At 71.9% G+C, this 19,055-nt stretch carries 16 protein-coding genes; 8 read left to right on the forward strand and 8 right to left on the reverse strand.

Annotation, left to right across the window (positions count from 1 at the left end; translation table 11 throughout):
• Positions 1–32: 32 nt before the first annotated feature.
• Entirely contained in the window at positions 33–1,394 is a 1,362-nt protein-coding gene (locus tag AB0A61_RS31460; RefSeq protein WP_361299791.1) for an FtsW/RodA/SpoVE family cell cycle protein, read from the forward strand.
• Positions 1,391–2,860 carry a penicillin-binding transpeptidase domain-containing protein gene (locus tag AB0A61_RS31465; RefSeq protein ID WP_361299794.1) on the forward strand — a complete coding sequence of 490 codons (1,470 nt, stop codon included), beginning with the start codon at positions 1,391–1,393 and terminating at the stop codon, positions 2,858–2,860. Before AB0A61_RS31460 ends, AB0A61_RS31465 begins: the two co-directional genes overlap by 4 nt.
• A 62-nt stretch (positions 2,861–2,922) precedes the next feature.
• Here the strand turns inward: AB0A61_RS31465 and AB0A61_RS31470 are convergent, their stop codons facing one another.
• Positions 2,923–4,032, reverse strand: a complete 1,110-nt coding sequence (locus tag AB0A61_RS31470; RefSeq protein WP_361299797.1) for a ferritin-like domain-containing protein — start codon at positions 4,030–4,032, stop codon at positions 2,923–2,925.
• A gap of 142 nt (positions 4,033–4,174) precedes the next feature.
• On the opposite strand from AB0A61_RS31470, the gene AB0A61_RS31475 reads away from it, so the two are divergent.
• From AB0A61_RS31475 to AB0A61_RS31490, 4 genes are all read left to right on the forward strand, one after another.
• Entirely contained in the window at positions 4,175–5,113 is a 939-nt protein-coding gene (locus AB0A61_RS31475) for a diiron oxygenase (RefSeq protein WP_361299800.1), read from the forward strand.
• A 102-nt stretch (positions 5,114–5,215) separates the two neighbouring features.
• On the forward strand, positions 5,216–5,872 hold the full coding sequence (locus AB0A61_RS31480; RefSeq protein ID WP_361299803.1) for a TetR/AcrR family transcriptional regulator: 657 nt from the start codon (positions 5,216–5,218) through the stop codon (positions 5,870–5,872).
• Positions 5,865–6,209 carry a hypothetical protein gene (locus tag AB0A61_RS31485; RefSeq protein ID WP_361299806.1) on the forward strand — a complete coding sequence of 115 codons (345 nt, stop codon included), beginning with the start codon at positions 5,865–5,867 and terminating at the stop codon, positions 6,207–6,209. The genes AB0A61_RS31480 and AB0A61_RS31485 overlap by 8 nt, the downstream gene beginning before the upstream one ends.
• Before the next feature lie 103 nt (positions 6,210–6,312).
• Positions 6,313–7,488 carry a C40 family peptidase gene (locus tag AB0A61_RS31490; protein WP_361299809.1) on the forward strand — a complete coding sequence of 392 codons (1,176 nt, stop codon included), beginning with the start codon at positions 6,313–6,315 and terminating at the stop codon, positions 7,486–7,488.
• Here the strand turns inward: AB0A61_RS31490 and AB0A61_RS31495 are convergent.
• Genes AB0A61_RS31495 through AB0A61_RS31515 form a run of 5 tightly spaced genes read right to left on the reverse strand, consistent with a single transcriptional unit; the run spans position 7,452 to position 13,460 of the window.
• Entirely contained in the window at positions 7,452–8,714 is a 1,263-nt protein-coding gene (locus AB0A61_RS31495; RefSeq protein WP_361299812.1) for a styrene monooxygenase/indole monooxygenase family protein, read from the reverse strand. The genes AB0A61_RS31490 and AB0A61_RS31495 overlap by 37 nt on opposite strands.
• A gap of 31 nt (positions 8,715–8,745) precedes the next feature.
• A complete protein-coding gene (locus AB0A61_RS31500; protein ID WP_361299815.1) occupies positions 8,746–9,396 on the reverse strand; it encodes an ATP/GTP-binding protein in 651 nt (216 codons plus the stop codon).
• Positions 9,377–9,796, reverse strand: coding sequence for a DUF742 domain-containing protein (locus AB0A61_RS31505; RefSeq protein WP_361299818.1), 420 nt, complete (start codon positions 9,794–9,796; stop codon positions 9,377–9,379). The genes AB0A61_RS31500 and AB0A61_RS31505 overlap by 20 nt, the downstream gene beginning before the upstream one ends.
• On the reverse strand, positions 9,793–10,296 hold the full coding sequence (locus AB0A61_RS31510) for a roadblock/LC7 domain-containing protein (protein WP_361299821.1): 504 nt from the start codon (positions 10,294–10,296) through the stop codon (positions 9,793–9,795). Before AB0A61_RS31510 ends, AB0A61_RS31505 begins: the two co-directional genes overlap by 4 nt.
• A complete protein-coding gene (locus tag AB0A61_RS31515) occupies positions 10,293–13,460 on the reverse strand; it encodes a nitrate- and nitrite sensing domain-containing protein (RefSeq protein WP_361299824.1) in 3,168 nt (1,055 codons plus the stop codon). Before AB0A61_RS31515 ends, AB0A61_RS31510 begins: the two co-directional genes overlap by 4 nt.
• Positions 13,461–13,827: 367 nt before the next feature.
• Between AB0A61_RS31515 and AB0A61_RS31520 the strand changes: the two genes are divergently transcribed.
• Positions 13,828–14,616, forward strand: coding sequence for a protein phosphatase 2C domain-containing protein (locus AB0A61_RS31520; RefSeq protein WP_361299827.1), 789 nt, complete (start codon positions 13,828–13,830; stop codon positions 14,614–14,616).
• Between the two features lie 162 nt (positions 14,617–14,778).
• Here the strand turns inward: AB0A61_RS31520 and AB0A61_RS31525 are convergent, their stop codons facing one another.
• On the reverse strand, positions 14,779–15,270 hold the full coding sequence (locus tag AB0A61_RS31525) for a MarR family transcriptional regulator (RefSeq protein ID WP_361299829.1): 492 nt from the start codon (positions 15,268–15,270) through the stop codon (positions 14,779–14,781).
• A 284-nt stretch (positions 15,271–15,554) separates the two neighbouring features.
• On the opposite strand from AB0A61_RS31525, the gene AB0A61_RS31530 reads away from it, so the two are divergent.
• Positions 15,555–16,373, forward strand: a complete 819-nt coding sequence (locus AB0A61_RS31530) for a lysozyme (RefSeq protein WP_361299832.1) — start codon at positions 15,555–15,557, stop codon at positions 16,371–16,373.
• Positions 16,374–16,489: 116 nt separating this feature from the next.
• Here AB0A61_RS31530 and lon read toward each other — a convergent pair whose 3' ends face one another.
• The gene (gene lon, locus AB0A61_RS31535) at positions 16,490–18,916 is read right to left on the reverse strand and encodes an endopeptidase La (protein ID WP_361299835.1); all 2,427 of its coding nucleotides are present in this window, start codon (positions 18,914–18,916) and stop codon (positions 16,490–16,492) included.
• Positions 18,917–19,055 lie beyond the last annotated feature (139 nt).

A 19,055-nucleotide genomic window follows, 5' to 3' on the forward strand; every position in this document is an offset into this window, starting at 1 on the left:
GACAAGACGCCCGTTTTGGGTAAGTTCCGGACATGACCAAGGCCGGAACCACCGTGGCAGCGGCGGACCCGCCGACGCCCGCCGTCCGCCTCCCCAGGCGCCGCGGCGTCGAACTCGCCCTCATCGTCGTGGCCGTGCTGCTGTCCGTGTACGGCTACTGCGCCGTGGGCCTGGCCAAGCACGGCACCATCCCGCCCGGCGCCGCCGGTTACGGCGCCGGGCTCGGTGTGCTCGCGCTGCTCGCGCACGTCGCCGTCCGGCTGCGGGCCCCGTACGCCGATCCGCTCCTGCTGCCCATCGGCGTGCTGCTCAACGGCCTGGGCCTGGTGCTGATCTACCGGCTCGACCTGGAGACCCCCGGTGACCGGGCCGCGCCCATCCAGCTGGTGTGGTCCACACTGGGCGTGGCGCTGTTCATCCTCGTCGTGCTGATGCTGCGCGACTACCGCTGGCTGCAGCGGTACGCCTACGTCTGCGTGGTCGCCGCGCTCGCACTGCTGGCGGCGCCCATTTGCTTCCCGGCCGTGAACGGCGCCCGCATCTGGATCCGGGTGGCGGGGTTCTCCATCCAGCCCGGCGAGTTCGCGAAGGTGCTGCTGGCCGTCTTCTTCGCCGCGTACCTGGCCGCCAACCGCAGCGCGCTGGCGTACACGGGCCGCCACCTGTGGCGGCTGCGGCTGCCCACCGGGCGGGTGCTCGGCCCGGTGGTGGCGATCTGGCTGCTGAGCGTGGGCGTCCTGGTGCTGGAACGGGACCTCGGCACCTCACTGCTGTTCTTCGGACTGTTCGTCGTCCTGCTGTACGTCGCCACCGGCCGCACCGGATGGCTCGCGGTCGGGCTGCTGCTCGCCGTGGCGGGGGCGCTCGCCGTCGGCCGGTGGGAGCCGCACGTGCACGGCCGCATCGAGGACTGGCTGCACCCCTTCGCGACCATCGACGCGGGCCAGGGCCCCAACCAGGTGGCCCAGTCGCTGTTCTCCTTCGCGGCCGGCGGGGTGCTCGGCACCGGGCTCGGCCTCGGCCACTCGATCCTCATCGGCTTCGCGGCCAAGTCGGACTTCATCCTGGCGACCGCCGGGGAGGAGCTGGGGCTGGCCGGGCTGTCCGCGGTCTTCCTGCTGTACGGGCTGCTCGTGGAACGCGGCTTCCGGGCGGGCCTCGCCCTGCGCGACCCCTTCGGCCGGCTCCTCGCGGTCGGGCTCGCCTCGATCGTGGCGCTCCAGGTGTTCGTCATCGCGGGCGGCGTGACGGGCCTGATCCCGCTGACCGGAATGGCGATGCCGTTCCTGGCGCAGGGCGGGTCGTCGGTGGTCACCAACTGGGCGATCGTGGCGCTGCTGATCCGGGTGAGCCATGTGGCACGACGGCAGTACGACGGGCGGGTGGCCCCGTGACCCGGTACATCCGGCACGCCGCCGCCTTCTGCATCCTGCTGCTGGTGGCGCTGGTGGTGAACACGGCCTGGCTGCAGGTCCTGCAGGCCCCCTCGTACGACGGCAACCCGGCCAACCGCCGTCCCACGATCGCCCGTTACAAACAGCCCCGCGGCGACATCCAGGTCGGCGGCCGGCCGGTCACCGGCTCCCGGGACAGCGGTGAGCAGCTGCGCTACGAACGGACCTACCCGGAGGGGCCCTTGTACGCGCCGGTCACCGGGTTCGCCTCGCAGCGGTACGGGACGACGTTCCTGGAGCACGCCGAGGACGAGGTGCTCTCCGGCACCGACCCGATGCTCTCGGGGTTCCCGCTGTGGCAGAACCTCACGCGGGTGGGGACCCCGGGCGGCAACGTGATCACGACCATCGACCCGGCCGCCCAGCGTGCGGCGTTCGACGGGCTGGCCGGGCGCAAGGGTGCCGTGGCGGCGATCGAGCCCACGACGGGCCGGATCCTCGCGCTGGTGTCCACTCCGTCGTACAACCCGGCGGAGCTGTCCGGGAACGGGCCGGCGGTCATCGCGGCCTGGGAGCGGCTGAACCACGATCCGGAGCAGCCGATGCTCAACCGGGCGGTGCGGCAGACGTATCCGCCGGGCTCCACCTTCAAGGTGGTCACCGCGGCGGCCGCGCTGGACGCGGGGGTGGTGACGGACCTGGACGCGCCGACCGACTCGCCGGACCCGTACCCCCTGCCGGGCTCGACGACCCGTCTGGCCAATGAGGCCGAACGCTGCCGGAACGCGCCCCTGCGCTACGCCTTCGAGTGGTCGTGCAACACGGTGTTCGCGAAGCTGGGCGTGGACGTGGGCGTGGACGCCATGACCTCGACGGCGCGCGGCTTCGGCTTCAACGACCCTGATCTGAGGATCCCCTTCTCGGTCTCGCCGAGCACCTTCGACTCCCGCGGGGACCGGGCGCAGCTCGCGCTGTCGTCCATCGGGCAGTACAACACGCGGGCCACCCCGCTGCAGATGGCGATGGTGGCGGCGGCCGTGGCCAACGGGGGCGAGGCGCGTTCGCCGTACCTGGTGGAGCGCACCACCCGCAGGAGCGGGGGCACGGTGTCAGCGGCCGGCTCCCGGCCGGTGCACCAGGTGATGCGCCCGTCGACCGCCGCGCGGCTGCGGGAGCTGATGGCCGACGTGGTCACCGAGGGCACCGGCAGGAACGCCGCGATCGCGGGCGCGACGGTGGGCGGCAAGACCGGCACCGCCCAGCACGGAGTCGGCAACACCGGTACGCCGTACGCCTGGTTCGTCTCCTGGGCGCAGGGCGACCATGACATGGACGCCAAGGTGGCGGTCGCCGTGGTGGTGGAGGACGCGTCGGCGCGGCGCGGGGACATCAGCGGGGGCGGCACGGCGGCACCGATCGCGAAGGCGGTGATGGAAGCGGTGCTGCACCCGTCGCCGACGACATGACGGCCGCTGGATGAGACGGGCGGGCCTGCCAGGAGCACCGGGAGTTGCTCTCAGGCGGCCCCTCAGCACGTGGACGCCCCCTGCTCGATCGCCTGCCTCACCTCCGCCACCCGCTCGCGTTCCTCCGCGGCGAAGCGCTCGGCGTCCAGTTTGTCGGCGATCTCCTCGTCCTGTGCCATGAGGAGGTCCAGGTTGGCGTCGCCCATCTCGAAGACGCCCATGTCGACGTAGGCCTGCTGGAGGCGTTTTCCCCACAGGCCGATGTCCTTGACGCACGGGACGATGCGGCTGAAGAGCAGCCGGCGGAAGAGCTGGAGGTATTCGGAGTTCTCGCTCAGCTCCTCGGCCTCCGCCCTCGGGATGCCGAAGTTCTCCAGGACCTCCACACCGCGCAGCCGGTCGCGCATCAGGTGGCAGCCCTCGATGACGAACTCCTCGCGTTCCCGGAGTTCGGCGTCGGTGAGCTGCTTGTAGTAGTCGCGCAGCGCCATGCGGCCGAAGGCCACGTGCCGGGCCTCGTCCTGCATGACGTAGGCCAGGATCTGCTTGGGCAGGGGCTTGTTCGTGGTGTCGCGGATCATGCCGAAGGCGGCCAGTGCCAGGCCCTCGATCAGGACCTGCATGCCCAGGTACGGCATGTCCCAGCGGCTGTCGCGCAGGGTGTCGCCGAGCAGGGCCTGGAGGTTGTCGTTGATCGGGTAGAGCATGCCGATCTTCTCGTGCAGGAAGCGGCCGTAGACCTCGGCGTGCCGGGCCTCGTCCATCGTCTGGGTCGCCGAGTAGAACTTCGCGTCCAGGTCGGGGACCGACTCCACGATCCGTGCCGCGCAGATCATCGCGCCCTGCTCGCCGTGCAGGAACTGGCTGAACTGCCAGGACGCGTAGTGCCGCCGCAGATCGCCCTTGTCCTTGTCGGTCATCTTCGCCCAGTACCGGGTGCCGTAGAGGTTCATCGCCTCGTCCGGGGTGCCGAGCGGGTCGTAGGCGTCGACCTCCAACTCCCAGTCGATCCGCTTCTGCCCGTCCCACTGCTTGTCCTTGCCCTTCTGGTAGAGGGCGAGCAGGCGGTCGCGGTTTTCGTCGTACTCCCAGCTGAAGCGCGCCGCGCCGCTCGCGGGGACCGGCCAGTGCGGGTCACCGGGTTCTTTGGCGTACAGGTCGTAGGTCGGCATACCTCGCAGGCTCACACGTAGACGCCGAGTCAACAAGTCATGTGCAAGGGATTGACGAGCTTGCTGACAGGCAGTCTCATAAGAGGCGAAGGGGTGACCCCCGGTAATTCGGCCACATCCCGTACGACGAGGTGGGACTGCGATGACGACCCTGACGGAAGCCGGCGCGCTCGAAGGGCTGCGCGACGCGCTCGGACTGCTCAAGGACCGCGAGCAGGTGGCCGAGCGGCTGCTCGCCTCTTCCGCCAAGCACTCCTTCGACCCGGACCGGGAACTGGACTGGGACGCGCCCTTCGAGGAGGGCAAGTGGTTCTGGCCGCCGGAGCTCGTCTCGCTCTACGGCACACCGCTGTGGCGGCGGATGAGCGAGGAGCAGCGGATCCTGCTCTCCCAGCACGAGGCCGCGGCGCTCGCCTCGCTGGGAATCTGGTTCGAGATCATCCTCATGCAGCTGCTGGTACGGCACATCTACGACAAGGCGGCCACGAGCGCCCACGTGCGCTACGCGCTGACCGAGATCGAGGACGAGTGCCGGCACTCGAAGATGTTCGCCCGCCTGATCGCCCACGGCGGGACGCCCTGGTACCCGGTGAGCCGGGTGCACCGGAACCTCGGGCGGCTGTTCAAGACCATCTCGACGACCCCCGGATCCTTCACGGCGACCCTGCTCGGCGAGGAGGTCCTGGACTGGATGCAGCGGCTGACCTTCCCGGACGAGCGGGTGCAGCCGCTGATCCGGGGCGTCACGCGGATCCACGTCGTGGAGGAGGCACGCCATGTGCGCTACGCCCGCGAGGAGCTGCGGCGGCAGATGGTGACGGCGCCGAGGTGGTCGCAGGAGTTCACCCGGATCACCTCCGGTGAGTTCGCCCGGGTGTTCTCGGTCGCCTTCGTCAACCCCGACGTCTACCCGAACGTGGGGCTGGACAAGCACGAGGCCATGGCTCAGGTGAAGGCGAGCGCGCACCGGCGGGAGGTCATGCAGACGGGAGCCAGGCGGCTCACGGACTTCCTGGACGACATCGGGGTGCTGCGGGGTGCCGGCCGACGGCTGTGGCGGGCGTCCGGGCTGCTCGCCTGACCACCCGCTGTGCGCCGAACCCTGCCGCGGAGGCCGGCCGCGGTGGTCGTCCGGGCGGCCGGCCCAGGTGCGGGCCGGGGGTCACCGATTACGCTGCGGGTCATGACCCCCGCCGCGCCCACCCCCGCCTACCGCCGCCTCAGCGTCGAGGAACGCCGGGCACAGCTCCTCGACGCGGCCCTCACCCTGTTCGCGCACCGTGCGCCCGAGGAGATCTCGCTGGACGACGTGGCAGAGGCGGCCGGGGTCTCGCGACCGCTGGTGTACCGGTACTTCCCCGGCGGCAAGCAGCAGCTGTACGAGGCCGCGCTCCGGTCCGCGGCCGAAGAGCTGCAGCACTGCTTCGACGAGGCGCACGAGGGCCCGCCGCTGCCCCGCCTCGCCCGCGCCCTGGACCGTTACCTCACCTTCGTCGACCAGCACGACGCCGGATTCAGCGCCCTGCTGCAGGGCGGCAGCGTCGTGGAGACGTCCCGCACGACGGCCATCGTGGACGGTGTGCGCAGGGCCGCGGCCGAGCACATCCTCAGCCACCTGCAGGTCACGGACCCGGGTCCGCGGCTGCGCATGACCGTGCGGATGTGGATCACCGCGGTGGAGGCCGCCTCGCTCATCTGGCTCGACGAGGGCAAGCAGCCGCCCGCCGGCGAACTGCGGGACTGGCTGGTCGAGCAGTTCGTCGCCGTGATGACCGTGACCGCCGCCCGGGACCCGCAGACGGCCGCCCTGGTGCAGGCCATCGCGTCGCGGGATGGCTGACACTGGTGCCGTGAAGAGCGAAGACACCCCTTTCGAGGGCGGCCCGATGGACGGCCGAGTGCTGCCCGTACTGCTGGGGCCCACCGGGCAGCCGCCCAGGACGTACCGCATCCCGGTCCCGGACGCGGCGGGCGGCAGGCCCACCGTGCTGGTCTACCGCCGGGTGCCCCGGGGGCACAGCAAACGGCTCGGACTGCCGCGGGGGTGGAAGTACGAGTTCGATCCCGAGGGGAAGAGCGCGGGCCGGCTGAAGTGGCCGTGGTCCAGGCCGGAGCCGAAGCCGGACACCCAACCCGGGCAGCCGCCGGGCGGCAAGCCGGGTGACACCGACGGGTGACGCTGTTGCGCCGGACGGCGCTCCTATGCACTGAAAGTCATCTCATACGTCCCATGCTCACGTTGCGGAGCGGAGAGTCCGCTGCGCAAAGGGAGGTGATGACGTGTCAGGAAAGGTGCTGCGTCTGGTGTGTGCGGCGGCGGTGGCGCAGGCCGCCCTCGCACCGGTGCCCGCCGCGGCCGCACCGCGGCCGCCCGCGGCCCCGGCGGCCGCACCGCAGCCGCCGGAGCCCGCACAGCGGTCGGTGTCCGACCTGCTGACGGACCTTCAGCGGCTGTACCGCCAGGCCGAGCAGGCCACCGAGGCCTACAACGCCACCGCCGAGCAGCTCAGGAAGCAGCAGTCCGAGGTCGCCCGGCTGGACACGGCCCTGTCCCGGGCCCGCCTCGCCCTGCACGACAGCCGTGGAGCGGCGGGCCGGCTCGCCCGGCAGCAGTACCAGGGCAGCACCGCCATCTCCCCGTACGTACGGCTGCTGCTCGCGCGGGACCCGCAGCACGCCCTGGACCAGGGCCATGTGATCGGGCAGCTGGCGCGGGAGCGGGCCGAGACCGTGGGGCGGCTGGTCGGCAGCGAGAAGAGGGCGAACGACCTGGCGGGCGAGGCACGCAAGGCGCTCGACGGGCAACTCGCCCTGGCCGCACGGCAGAAGAAGGCTCACGACGACGTGCGTGCACGCCTCGACGACGTGGAGAGGCTGCTGGCCTCGCTCAGCGCCGAGCAGCTGGCGGCCATCGCCGCGTTCGAGAAGAGCGGGATCGCCGAGGCGCAGCGGAAGTTCCTGGCGTCCGGGGCGCTCAGCGGCGAGCGTCCGCCGACCGAAGAGGGCGACCGGGCGGTGCGCTACGCGGTGCAGCAGCTGGGCAAGCCGTACCAGTGGGGTACCGCGGGTCCGGCGTCGTACGACTGCTCGGGGCTGACCTCGCAGGCCTGGGGGCACGCGGGGACGCTCATCCCCCGCACCAGCCAGGAACAGTGGGCCCGCCTCACGCGTGTCCCGCTGAACGAACTGCGCCCGGGCGACCTGGTCGTCTACTTCCCCGAGGCCACGCACGTCGCCCTGTACCTCGGTGACGGCATGGTGGTGCAGGCGCCCCGGCCGGGCGCGAAGATCAAGGTGTCGCCCGTGGCGGCCAACCCGGTGCTGGGGGCCGTGCGGCCGGACCCGCGCGGGGAGCCCCTGCGGCTGTACGCGCCACCGAAGCTCCCCAAGGGTGCCCTGGACGGACCGGACGAGGGCTACTACGCGGCGCCCGCCCCGGAGACCTCCGCCAGATAGGCCTGGGTCCTGGCCGGGTCGTAGAAGAAGTTCTCGAAGTCGGCCGGGTCGTTGAAGGCGTTGGCGAAGCGGTTGGCGACCGGCTGGAGCCGGCCCGCGGCGCCGATGAGGTTCAGGATGTGCTCCGGCGGCGGGGCGAGCATGGCGTTCGTCCACTTGGTGACGTGCTGGGCGGTGGCCCAGTAGCGGTCGAAGGCCTGCTGCATCCACTCCTCGTCGAAGGGCCTCTCGCCGTGTTCGAGGATGGCGGCGAGGTAGGCGGCGGCGCACTTGGACGCCGAGTTGGAACCCTGGCCGGTGATCGGGTCGTTGGCGACGACGACGTCCGCGACGCCGAGGACCAGGCCGCCGCCGGGCAGCCGGCCGATCGGCTTGCGGACGGTCGGGGCGTAGCGGCCGGCCAGCGTGCCGCCCGCGTCGGTCAGCTCCACCTTGGTGGCCCGCGCGTACTCCCAGGGCAGGAACTTCTCCATGAGCCGCAGGGTCAGGGAGAGGTGCTCGGCCGGGTCCTTCACGCCGTTGAAGACGTCCAGCGGGCCGCCCGGTATGCCCTCCCAGAACAGGATGTCGGCGCGGCCCGAGACGGTGAGGGTCGGCATGACGAACAGCTCGCCGACCCCCGGGACCAGGTTGCAGCGGACCGCGTCGAAGTCGGGGTGCTCCGGGCGCGGGCCCAGACCGTGCACGTACGCCACCGCCAGGGCGCGCTGCGGCTCGCTGTACGGGGAGCGGGAGGCGTCCCGCTCGAACATGGACACCAGCTCGCCCTTGCCCGCCGAGACCAGCACCAGGTCGTAGGCGCGGGAGAAGTAGTCGAGGTCGCCGACCGCCGCACCGTGGATGACCAGCTGGCCGCCGCGCTGCGCGAACGTCTCCATCCAGCCGGCCATCTTCACCCGCTGGTCGACCGACTGCGCGTACCCGTCGAGCCTGCCCACCCAGTCGATGGCGCGCTGCGAGGGGCCCGGGTCGAAGGAGCCGGGGGCGGCGACCGAGACGCCGAGTCCCTCGATCCTCGGCGCCTGCGACTCCCAGAAGTTCAGCTCCAGGTCGCGCTCGTGCTGCAGGGCCGTGTGGAACATGCACTGCGTCGACATGACCCGGCCGGAGCGGATCTCGTCCGCCGTCCGGTTGGACATCAGGGTGACCTCGTACCCGTGCGACTGAAGGCCGAGGGCGAGCTGGAGGCCGGACTGGCCGGCCCCCACGACGAGTATCTTCCGCATGCGGGGGTGTCTCCTAGGGCTTACTTCTGGACTACTCGGGGGTTTCCTCGAGTGCGTGGGCCACAAGGGCCAGCAGGGTCTCGATGGCCGAGATCCGGCGTCGCGCGTCCATGATCATGACAGGTATGTGTGCGGGAATGGTGAGGGCCTCGCGCACATCCTCGGGCTCGAAGAACTCGCTGCCGTCGAAGTGGTTGACCGCGACGACGTACGGCAGCCCGCAGCTCTCGAAGTAGTCCAGCGCCGGGAAGCAGTCCTTCAGCCGGCGGGTGTCGGCCAGGACGACGGCGCCGATCGCGCCGCGCACCAGGTCGTCCCACATGAACCAGAACCGCTGCTGGCCCGGCGTGCCGAACAGGTAGAGCACCAGGTCGTCGTCGAGCGTGATGCGGCCGAAGTCCATGGCCACGGTGGTGGTCAGCTTGCCCGGCGTGGCGGTGAGGTCGTCGGTCTCCTCACTCGCCTCGGTCATCAGCGCCTCGGTCTGCAGCGGCGTGATCTCCGAAACGGAGGTGACCAACGTGGTCTTGCCGACGCCGAAGCCGCCGGCCACCACGATCTTCGTGGCGATCGGGGCCTGGGTGCGGTCCGTCTGCCAGGGCCGCAGATGTTCCTCTTCGTCCACTGCGACGGCGGGCAGCGGGGAGACGCCGCGAGCGGCGTCAGAGACGGCGGAGTCCACTCAGCACCCTTTCCAGCAGAGCGCGGTCCGGCCGGCCCGTGCCATGGCCGGTCCCGGTTCCGTACACACGGATCTTTCCCTGGTCCGCGAGGTCGCTCAGGAGGACGCGGACCACACCGAGCGGCATCTTCAGCAGCGCGGCGATCTCGGCCACCGTGCGCATCCGGCGGCAGAGTTCGGCGATGGCCCGCATCTCCGGCATGACCCGGGTGGTGAGGGAACCGTTCGCCAGCTCCCTGCGCTCCTCCGGTGCCTCGAGCGCGGCCGTGCTCGCGACGAACGTCTCCACCAGCAGCACATGGCCGAAGCGGGTACGGCCGCCGGTGAGCGAGTAGGGGCGCACGCGGGCGGGTTTGCGGTCGCCACCGCGGACCGGGAGCTGACTGGGCGTACTGCTCATCGGGTACTCCCCACCGACGCGGACTCCAGGGACTTCCGCAGCTCGCTGCGGAGTTCGGGCGTCAGAACGTGTCCGGCGCGGCCGACGAAGAGCGCCATGTGGTACGCCACCACGCTCATGTCGCACTCCGCGGAGCCGTGCACACCGAGCAGCGAGCCGTCACTGATCGACATGACGAACAGACTGCCCTCGTCCATGGCGACCATCGTGTGTTTGACCCCGCCGAACTGCATCAGCCTGGCGGCGCCGACGGTGAGGCTGCCGATGCCGGAGACGATGGTGGCCAGGTCGGCGGCAGAGCCACGCGGGCCGGTGCGGCTTACGGCGCGGGCCTGCCTCGCCTCGTGGTTGCGGCCGGGGTCGGACGAGAGGAGCAGCAGGCCGTCGGAGGAGACCACCGCGACCGAGAGGATGCCGGGCACCTCCTCGACGAGGTTGGTCAGCAGCCAGTGCAGGTTGCGGGCGTCACTGCTCAGTCCGAAGGTACTGGGCGCGGTCAACTGCTTGCCTCCTCGACGGTGCCCCCCGTGGCTTCTTCGGCGTTGCGCTCCGCGGGCTGGGCCGCGGGTGTCCTGTGCTGGTCCGTCTGTGCGGCGATCTCGGCCTCTACGGCACGGAGACCTGCCTGGGCCCCCTGGCGGAAGCCGCCCAGCCGGCGGCGGAGGGCGTCCGCGTCCACGGAACCGCTGGGCCGGCGCGGGGCCGGGTCGGGTGCGGTGATCCTGGGAGTGCGCTTGGGCAGGCCCTTGGCGGTGACGGGTTCCTCCGCCCGGTCCGGGGCGCGTCCGTGCTCCGCCGCGGCCTCGCCTTCGGCAATCGCACCCGCACCGCCCGTGCGCGTCTGGTGGACCGTTGGCTCCTGCGGCGCCGTCCCGTCGTCGGCGACCGCGTGCCCCTCGTGCCCCGGGCCGGCATCGGACGCCGGGTGGGGCCTGGCCGGATCCGGCTCGGATGCCGGGGCCAGGGCCGGGAGCAGGAGTTCCATCGTGGTCTCGGCGGGGCGCTCCGCAACCGGCTCCGGCCCGACGGCAGGCTGGTGCGGGATGCGGTGCCCCGGCTGTGGGACCTCCGGCGTCGGCTGCGGAGTGTCCTGCGCAGGCCGTTCGGCGCCGTGCGCAGGCTGCGGGGCGCGGTCCGGCCCCGGCTGCAGGAGGTCCTGCGGCGGCTGCGCCCCTCGGTCCGGCGACGGCTGTGCGATGTCCTGCGTCGGCTGCGGGATGCCATGCCCCGGCCGGCGGACCTCCGGCGTCGGCTGCGGGACGCGGTCCGGCCCCGGCTGCGGGATCTCCTCCGACGGCTGTGCCGCTCGGTCCGGCGACGGTTGCGGGGCGTCGTGCGCAGGCGGCGCGGCGCGACCCGGCGTCGGCTGCGGGAGGTCCTGCGGCGGCTGCGGAGCGTGGTCCGGAGGCGTCTCCGAGCGTCGTACCGCCTGTTCCGCCAGGTTCACCAGCGGGTCGCCGTCATCGAAGCGGCCGGGCAGGACGTTGGAGTTGGCCTCGGCGTTGGCTCCGGGCAGGGAGAACGTCTGGGTGCCGCCGGACGCCGGGGCGGCGGCCGGCGGGGTGGCCAGCAGCATGTGCGGGACGACGACCACCGCCGCCACACCGCCCTGCCGCTGCTCGCGCAGCTGCACCCGCACACCGTGGCGGTGCGCCAGGCGGGCCACGACGTACAGGCCGAGGCCGAGTCCGTCCTCGCCCTCCTGGTCGTAGGGGGCCTCCGGGTCCAAGGCGGCGAGACGGCCGTTGAGACGGGTCATCCGTTCGGTGGTCATGCCGATGCCCTCGTCCTGGACGGAGAGCATCACCTCGCCGTTCTCCAGGAGCCAGCCGGAGACCTCGACGGGCCGGTCCGGCGGGGAGAACGAGGTGGCGTTCTCCATGAGTTCGGCCAGGAGGTGGGACAGGTCGTCGGCCACGAAGCCCGCCACATGGGCGTGCGGCGGCAGCGCGGCGATGCGGACGCGTTCGTACCGCTCGATCTCACTGACCGCGGCCCGGACCACGTCGACCAGCGGGACCGGCCCGGCGTGCTGCTGGACGTGCTCGGTGCCGGCGAGGACCAGGAGGTTCTCGCTGTGCCGGCGCATGACCGTGGCGAAGTGGTCGAGCTTGAAGAGGGTCGACAGGCGGTCGGGGTCCTGCTCGCGCTCCTCCAGGCCCTCGATGACGGCGAGCTGCCGCTCGACCAGACCCAGGGTGCGCAGCGCCAGGTTGACGAAGGTGCTGCCGATGCTGGTGCGCAGCCGCTCCAGCTGAGCGGCCGAGCCGGCGAGTTCGGCCCGCAGTTCCTCACGGGCGTCGGCCATCTTCTGGCGCTGGCCGACCAGATGCTTGCGGTCGGCCTCCAGGGTGGCGACGCGCTCGGCGAGGGCGGCGGCGTGCGCGTGCAGCGCGTTGACGGAGCGCACGACCTGGGCGAACTCGTCGTTGCGGCCGGTGAACTTGAGGGGCTCCTCGGCCGTCGGGTCCTCGGCACCGGCCAGCCGGGCCGAGCCGAGGCGGAGCACGGCGAGCGGGCGGGTCAGGGTGCGGGCCAGGGCGGTGGCGATGCCGATGGCGGCCAGCAGGAGGGCGCCCAGGACGGCGATGCGGATCTCCAGCGCGGTGACGTCGTCGTCGCGCAGCTTGGTGAGGTCCTTGGTGCGGTGGTCGTACAGGGACGACTCCACGCCGCCCATCAGGTCGACTCGGGCGCTGAGCGCGGCGTCGGCCTTCCTGACGCTGGTGTTCAGGTCGCTGTCGGAGAGCGTCGGCCGGTCGGTGAGACCGGCGAGGTACTTCTCGGCGGACGTGACCTCCGGTCCGGTCACCGTGGAGTCGTAGGAGGCGCGCGCCGTCTCGGGCGCGGTGTCGCGGAAGTCGGTCAGGGCGGCGTCGGAGCGCACCCGCGCCTGCTGGGCGGCGGCGCTGAGCGCGGCGCGCTGCTTGGTGTCGGCGTCCGAGGAGGTCGCGGTCGTCGTGGGCAGGCCGGTGGTGGGGCTGATGACGGTCTGCGTGGAGTACGGCACGTTGAGGGCCGCGAGGAGCAGTCCGCGGGCGGCGGCGGCCTGCTGGACGGCGGTGTCGAGCTCGGCGAGGGCATGGGCGCCCGAGCCCGCACGCGGGGGCATCTGCTCGGCCAGCTGTTCGGCGAGCCTGTGCAGCTCGGCGATGGGCGCGGAGTACGCCTGGTGCGCCTGGAGGGCGGTGCTCTGCCCGGTGAGGGCCGCCCGCCGCACGGCCGCGATGCCGTCGAGGTCGGTGCGCAGCCAGGCGGGCGTGTCGGGGTTGGCGCGCAGTTCGTCGACCTGACGGTCGACACGGGTGCTGCGCTGCTCCGAGGGCGCCTTCGACCTGGGCCGGCCCGCGGCGACGTACGAGGTGACCTCGTCGCGCTCGTCGGCGAGCGAGTGGGCCAGGGCGAGGGCGTCCTCGGTCTGCCCGGCCAGCGTGACCAGGTCCTGGGAGTCGCTCAGCTGCCCGGAGGCGGCGATCACCGAAGGGGCGCCGGCCCCGGCCACGGCGGCAGCCACCACGGCGACGGCGGCTATCAGACGGTTGCGTACGTGAGTCGGACGCCCCTTGCCGACAGGGGGCGCGACGGGCGTCTGCTGCGCACCTCCCGCGGAGGCCGTCTGCTTGCCTGTGCGCCGAAGCCGCGTCTTCTGCACCGGTGCTCGCATTTCTGTACTCGTGTACTCATGGACCCGAGTGGCGCCCCCGTCAACTGGTGCGGCCGGTACGTACACCCGGTACGGATCCCGACCCTCCCAGTGCCGATGGGCAGTGGTCCCGCATCATCCGCCCCGCCACCCGAAGGAGTGAACATCGGAGGGGAGTTGGCGGGCAAGTTCCGCTGGTGCGTCCGACGGCCGTGTGCGGTGGGCCGGTTGGACGTCTGCGGCAGGCTTTGACAGTATTCGCCACCACGCCTTGCGGGAGCCATTCATTCCGGCCCAAACCAGGCGTCTGACCTGCGGTACTGCGCCAATTCCGAGAGTATTGCCAGCCTTTCGCAAACCTTGTGAAGGCTTCGTGCAGACTGGCTGAATGCGCACTGAGGTTGTTTCGGAGCCCGGTCACCCGGATCGCCCCAACGAGGACTTCGCGAGCGTCGGACTACCGGCTTTCGGGCAGGGCGGCTGCCTTGTCGTCCTGGACGGGGTGACACCGCCGAGGAGCGGGACCGGCTGTCTGCATTCGGTCCCCTGGTTCACCGCGCGCCTGGGCGGCGTGCTGACCGAACTGACCGTTTCCTGCAGAGATCTGACATTGACGGAGATCCTGGCGCGCGCGATCTCCCGGACCTCCGAGGCCCACGCGATCACTTGTGAGCTTTCTCACCCGCGCACTCCACAGGCAACCGTGGTCCTGGCGCGCTGGTCGCCGGAGGCCGTCGAGTACCTGGTCCTGTCCGACTCCGCGCTGCTGGTGGAGTCGTCCGAGGGTCTCGTCACCCCCGTCCTGGACGACCGGCTGACCCGGCTGCCCCGGGCCTCGCTGGCCACCGACGCGCTCATAGACGCCACCGTCCGCAACAAGGAGGGCGGCTTCTTCACCGCGGCCGCGGACCCCTCGGTGGCGCGCCGGGCCGTGACGGGCACGCTGCCCCGCGCCGAGGTCCGTTCGCTGGCCGCGCTGACGGACGGGGCGGGGCGGTGGGTGGAGAAGTTCGGCCAGGGCGACTGGGCGCAGTGTCTGGGCCTGGTACGGAAAGAGGGTGCGCGCGCGCTCGTGGACCGCGTACGGGCCCTGGAGCACGCCGACCGCGATGAGCGAATCCACCTGGGCCGCAGCAAGACGCACGACGACGCGACGGTGGTGTTCGTGGAACTGTGACGACGGCGACCGACGCCGGCGGGGGCAGCCCGGGGCGGGGCCGCAGGGCCGCAGGGCCGCAGGGCCGCAGGGCCGCAGGGCCGCAGGGCCGCAGGGCCGCAGGGCCGCAGGGCCGCAGGGCCGCAGGGAGACACTGCCCCCGCGGGGCGGCGCCACGTCCGGTTACTTCTCCATCACTCGGTTCAACTCGTGCAGCAGCCGGGCCAGTTCCGACACCTCTCGGCGGTCCCAGTGGGCGAGTTGGCTGACGTACCGGGCGCGGCGGGCCTCGCGCACCTGGCCGACGCGGCCGCGGCCCTCGTCGGTGAGGGCCACGAGCCAGGCCCGCCCGTCCGCCGGGTCCGGTTCCCGGGCGACGAGCCCGAGCTCCTCCAGGGCGCGCAGCTGGCGGGACATCGTGGCCTTGCCGACGCCGATGTACGCGGCGAGTTCCGTGGCGCGCTGACTGCCGCACTCGTCCAGCCGTACCAGCAGTCCGTACGCCGCGGACTCCAGGTCCGGATGGACCTCGCGCGCCATCTCGCCCTGGTTGGCCCGGGCCCGCCGCAACAGCACCGTCAGTTCCCGCTCCAGGGACAGGAACTCCCGGTCCGCACCACTGGGCGGCACGTCGGATCCGACTCGGCGTCGCTCGCCGTTTGCCTCTTCGTGCACGTCAGCCCCTGCCTGGATTTTCCCGGTCCTGAAAGTTTCCGCCAGTCGCCGCCATCACCGCAGCTCCGTAAGTATTTCGCAGGCGTAGACCAACGGCAGCCTCCGGACCCCCTTCCCACCCCCGTTCTACGTGCGTAGCTTCTTGACCAGGCAATTACTGGCATGCCCACGCCATAACCGTGCCGACGGGCCGGCGGACCGACGACGCCCCGTCCTCCCCAGCACGGCCGGGGCACGCCTGCGCTTCCCCCCACCGAGCACCACCGAGCCTTCGGAGGCACGTCATGCTCGTGCTCAGATCCAAAGCCGCCCGCGCGCGGCGCCTCACCGTCGCGGGGATCCTGCTCGCCGCGTTCTGCCCCCTGCTCACGCTCCCCTCCTCGGCCGCCACCACCCCCGCCCGCGGCTCCGCGTACATGGGCATGGGCGTCGTGGCGCACGACGGCCGGGGGCCCCTGCCCACCGGCGTGCTCGCCGCCCAGACCGAGGGTGTGGACGTCAGCGCCTACCAGGGCAACGTCGCCTGGTCCACGCTGTGGACCAGCGGGGTCAGATGGGCGTACACGAAGGCGACCGAAGGGACGTATTACACGAACCCCTACTTCGCCCAGCAGTACAACGGCTCGTACAACATCGGCATGATCCGGGGGGCGTACCATTTCGCGACCCCGGACACCACCAGCGGTGCCACCCAGGCCAACTACTTCGTCGACCACGGCGGCGGCTGGTCCCGCGACGGCAAGACGCTGCCCGGCACGCTCGACATCGAGTGGAACCCGTACGGGGCCGAGTGCTACGGCAAGACGCGCAGCGCGATGGTCGGCTGGATCGCCGGCTTCCTCAGCACCTACCGGGCCCGCACCGGCCGGGACGCCGTGATCTACACGGCCACCAGCTGGTGGACCGACTGCACCGGCGACTACGGCGGCTTCGCGGCCAACAACCCGCTGTGGATCGCCCGTTACACCTCCACCCCGGGGACGCTGCCGGCCGGCTGGGGCTACCACACGATGTGGCAGTACACCTCGTCCGGCCCGACGGTCGGCGACCACGACAAGTTCAACGGGGCACTGGACCGCGTACAGGCACTGGCCAACGGCTAGCGGGCGTACGCATGGCGAAGCCGGCACGGTGAAAGCCGCATGGTGAAGCAGCCCGCATGGTGAAGGCCCGGGTCTCCCTCACGGGACCCGGGCCTTCCCTCATCCGGTCACGTCCGTCACGCCGCGACCGGAACCTCCGGCGCCGCACCGTTCGTGGCCGGTGCGAGTGCCAGCTCCAGGACCTGGCGGACGTCGGTCACGGCGTGGACGTCGAGCTTGTCCAGCACCTCGGCCGGGACGTCGTCCAGGTCGGGCTCGTTGCGCTTGGGGATGATGACGGTCGTGACCCCGGCGCGGTGGGCGGCCAGCAGCTTCTGCTTCACGCCGCCGATCGGCAGGACCCGGCCGGTCAGCGACACCTCGCCGGTCATCGCCACGTCCGTGCGGACCAGGCGGCCGGAGAGCAGCGACGCGAGCGCCGCCGTCATCGTGATGCCCGCGCTCGGGCCGTCCTTCGGCACCGCGCCCGCCGGGAAGTGGATGTGCACGCCCCGGTCCCTCAGGTCACCCACCGGCAGTTCCAGCTCGGCGCCGTGGCTGCGCAGGAAGCTCAGCGCGATCTGCGCCGACTCCTTCATCACGTCGCCCAGCTGACCGGTCAGCGTCAGACCCGCCGCGCCCGTCTCCGGGTCGGCCAGGGAAGCCTCGACGAACAGCACGTCGCCACCCGCACCGGTGACCGCGAGACCGGTCGCCACGCCCGGGACCGCCGTGCGCCGCTCGGCCGGGTCCTGCGCGGACTCCGGCACGTGGTGCGGTCGGCCGATCAGGGCGCGCAGGTCGCCGTCCGTGACGGTGAACGGCAGCGTCCGCTCACCCAGCTCGTGCTCGGCGGCCACCTTGCGCAGCAGCCGCGCGATGGACCGCTCCAGGGTGCGCACGCCCGCCTCGCGCGTGTACTCGCCGGCCAGCTTGCGCAGCGCGCCCTCGTCGATGGTGACCTCGTCCTCGCGCAGGCCCGCCCGCTCCAGCTGGCGCGGGAGCAGGTGGTCACGGGCGATGACGATCTTCTCGTCCTCGGTGTACCCGTCGAGACGGACGATCTCCATACGGTCGGCCAGCGCCTCCGGGATGGCCTCCAGGACGTTCGCCGTCGCCAGGAAGACGACGTCGGACAGGTCCAGTTCGACCTCCAGGTAGTGGTCCCGGAAGGTGTGGTTCTGCGCCGGGTCCAGGACCTCCAGCAGGGCCGCGGCCGGGTCGCCGCGGAAGTCGGAGCCGACCTTGTCGATCTCGTCGAGGAGCACGACCGGGTTCATGGACCCGGCCTCCTTGACGGCCCGCACGATCCGGCCGGGCAGCGCGCCGACGTACGTACGCCGGTGGCCGCGGATCTCGGCCTCGTCACGGACGCCGCCGAGCGCCACGCGGACGAACTTGCGGCCCATGGCGTGCGCCACCGACTCGCCGAGCGAGGTCTTGCCGACGCCGGGCGGTCCGACGAGCGCGAGCACGGCACCGCCGCGCCGCCCGCCGATCACGCCGAGGCCGCGGTCGGTGCGCCGCTTGCGCACCGCCAGGTACTCGGTGATCCGCGCCTTCACGTCCTCCAGGCCCGCGTGCTCGGCGTCCAGGATCGCCTTGGCGCCCTGGATGTCGTAGGCATCCTCCGTCCGCTCGTTCCACGGCATGTCGAGGATCGTGTCCAGCCAGGCGCGGATCCAGGAGCCCTCGGGCGACTGGTCGGAGGCCCGCTCCAGCTTGTCGACCTCCTTCAGGGCCGCCTCGCGGACCTTCTCGGGCAGGTCGGCCGCCTCGACACGGACGCGGTAGTCGTCGGACTCCTCCGCGTCGCCGTTCTCGCCGTTCAGCTCGCGCAGTTCCTTGCGGACGGCCTCCAGCTGGCGGCGCAGCAGGAACTCGCGCTGCTGCTTGTCGACGCCCTCCTGGACGTCCTTGGCGATGGTCTCGGCGATGTCCTGCTCGGTGAGGTGGTCGCGCAGTTGCTGGGTGGCGAGCTTCAGGCGGGCCACCGGGTCGGCGGTCTCCAGGAGCTCGACCTTCTGTTCCGTGGTGAGGAACGGCGAGTAGCCGGAGTTGTCGGCGAGCGCGGACACGTCGTCGATGGCCTGGACGCGGTCGACGACCTGCCAGGCGCCGCGCTTCTTCAGCCAGCTGGTGGCGAGGGCCTTGTACTCCTTGACGAGTTCGGCGACGTGGCCGGGCAGCGGGTCCGGCACGCTCTCGTCGATCATGGTCCCCTCGACCCACAGCGCCGCACCCGGGCCGGTGGTCCCGGCGCCGATCCGGACGCGGCCGCGGCCGCGGATCAGGGCGCCCGGGTCGCCGTCGGCCAGCCGGCCGACCTGCTCGACCGTGCTCAGGACGCCGGTCTTCGCGTACGTCCCCTCGACGCGTGGCACCAGCAGAACCCTGGGCTTCCCCGGCTCTGCCCGGGCGGCGGCCTGTGCGGCCTCCACCGCCGCCCGCACCTCGGAATCGCTCAGGTCCAACGGGACCACCATCCCGGGCAGCACGACCTCGTCGTCGAGCGGCAGCACGGGCAGGGTGAGCGGTGTGAACGCCGTGGACTCAGCAGCCATGATCTCCCCTTCGGCAGTCAAGTTGAGCTATGCCGACTCAATGCTTGGGAGTTCTTGATTGTTCCCCGGCATGCGTTCGCTCTGAGCGATCGGGCGGGGACCAGGACGAAATGCCGCACCGGTAGCGACAGCCATGGGC

This window comes from Streptomyces sp. NPDC046197 (genome assembly GCF_040646295.1).
Taxonomy (GTDB): Bacteria; Actinomycetota; Actinomycetes; order Streptomycetales; family Streptomycetaceae; genus Streptomyces.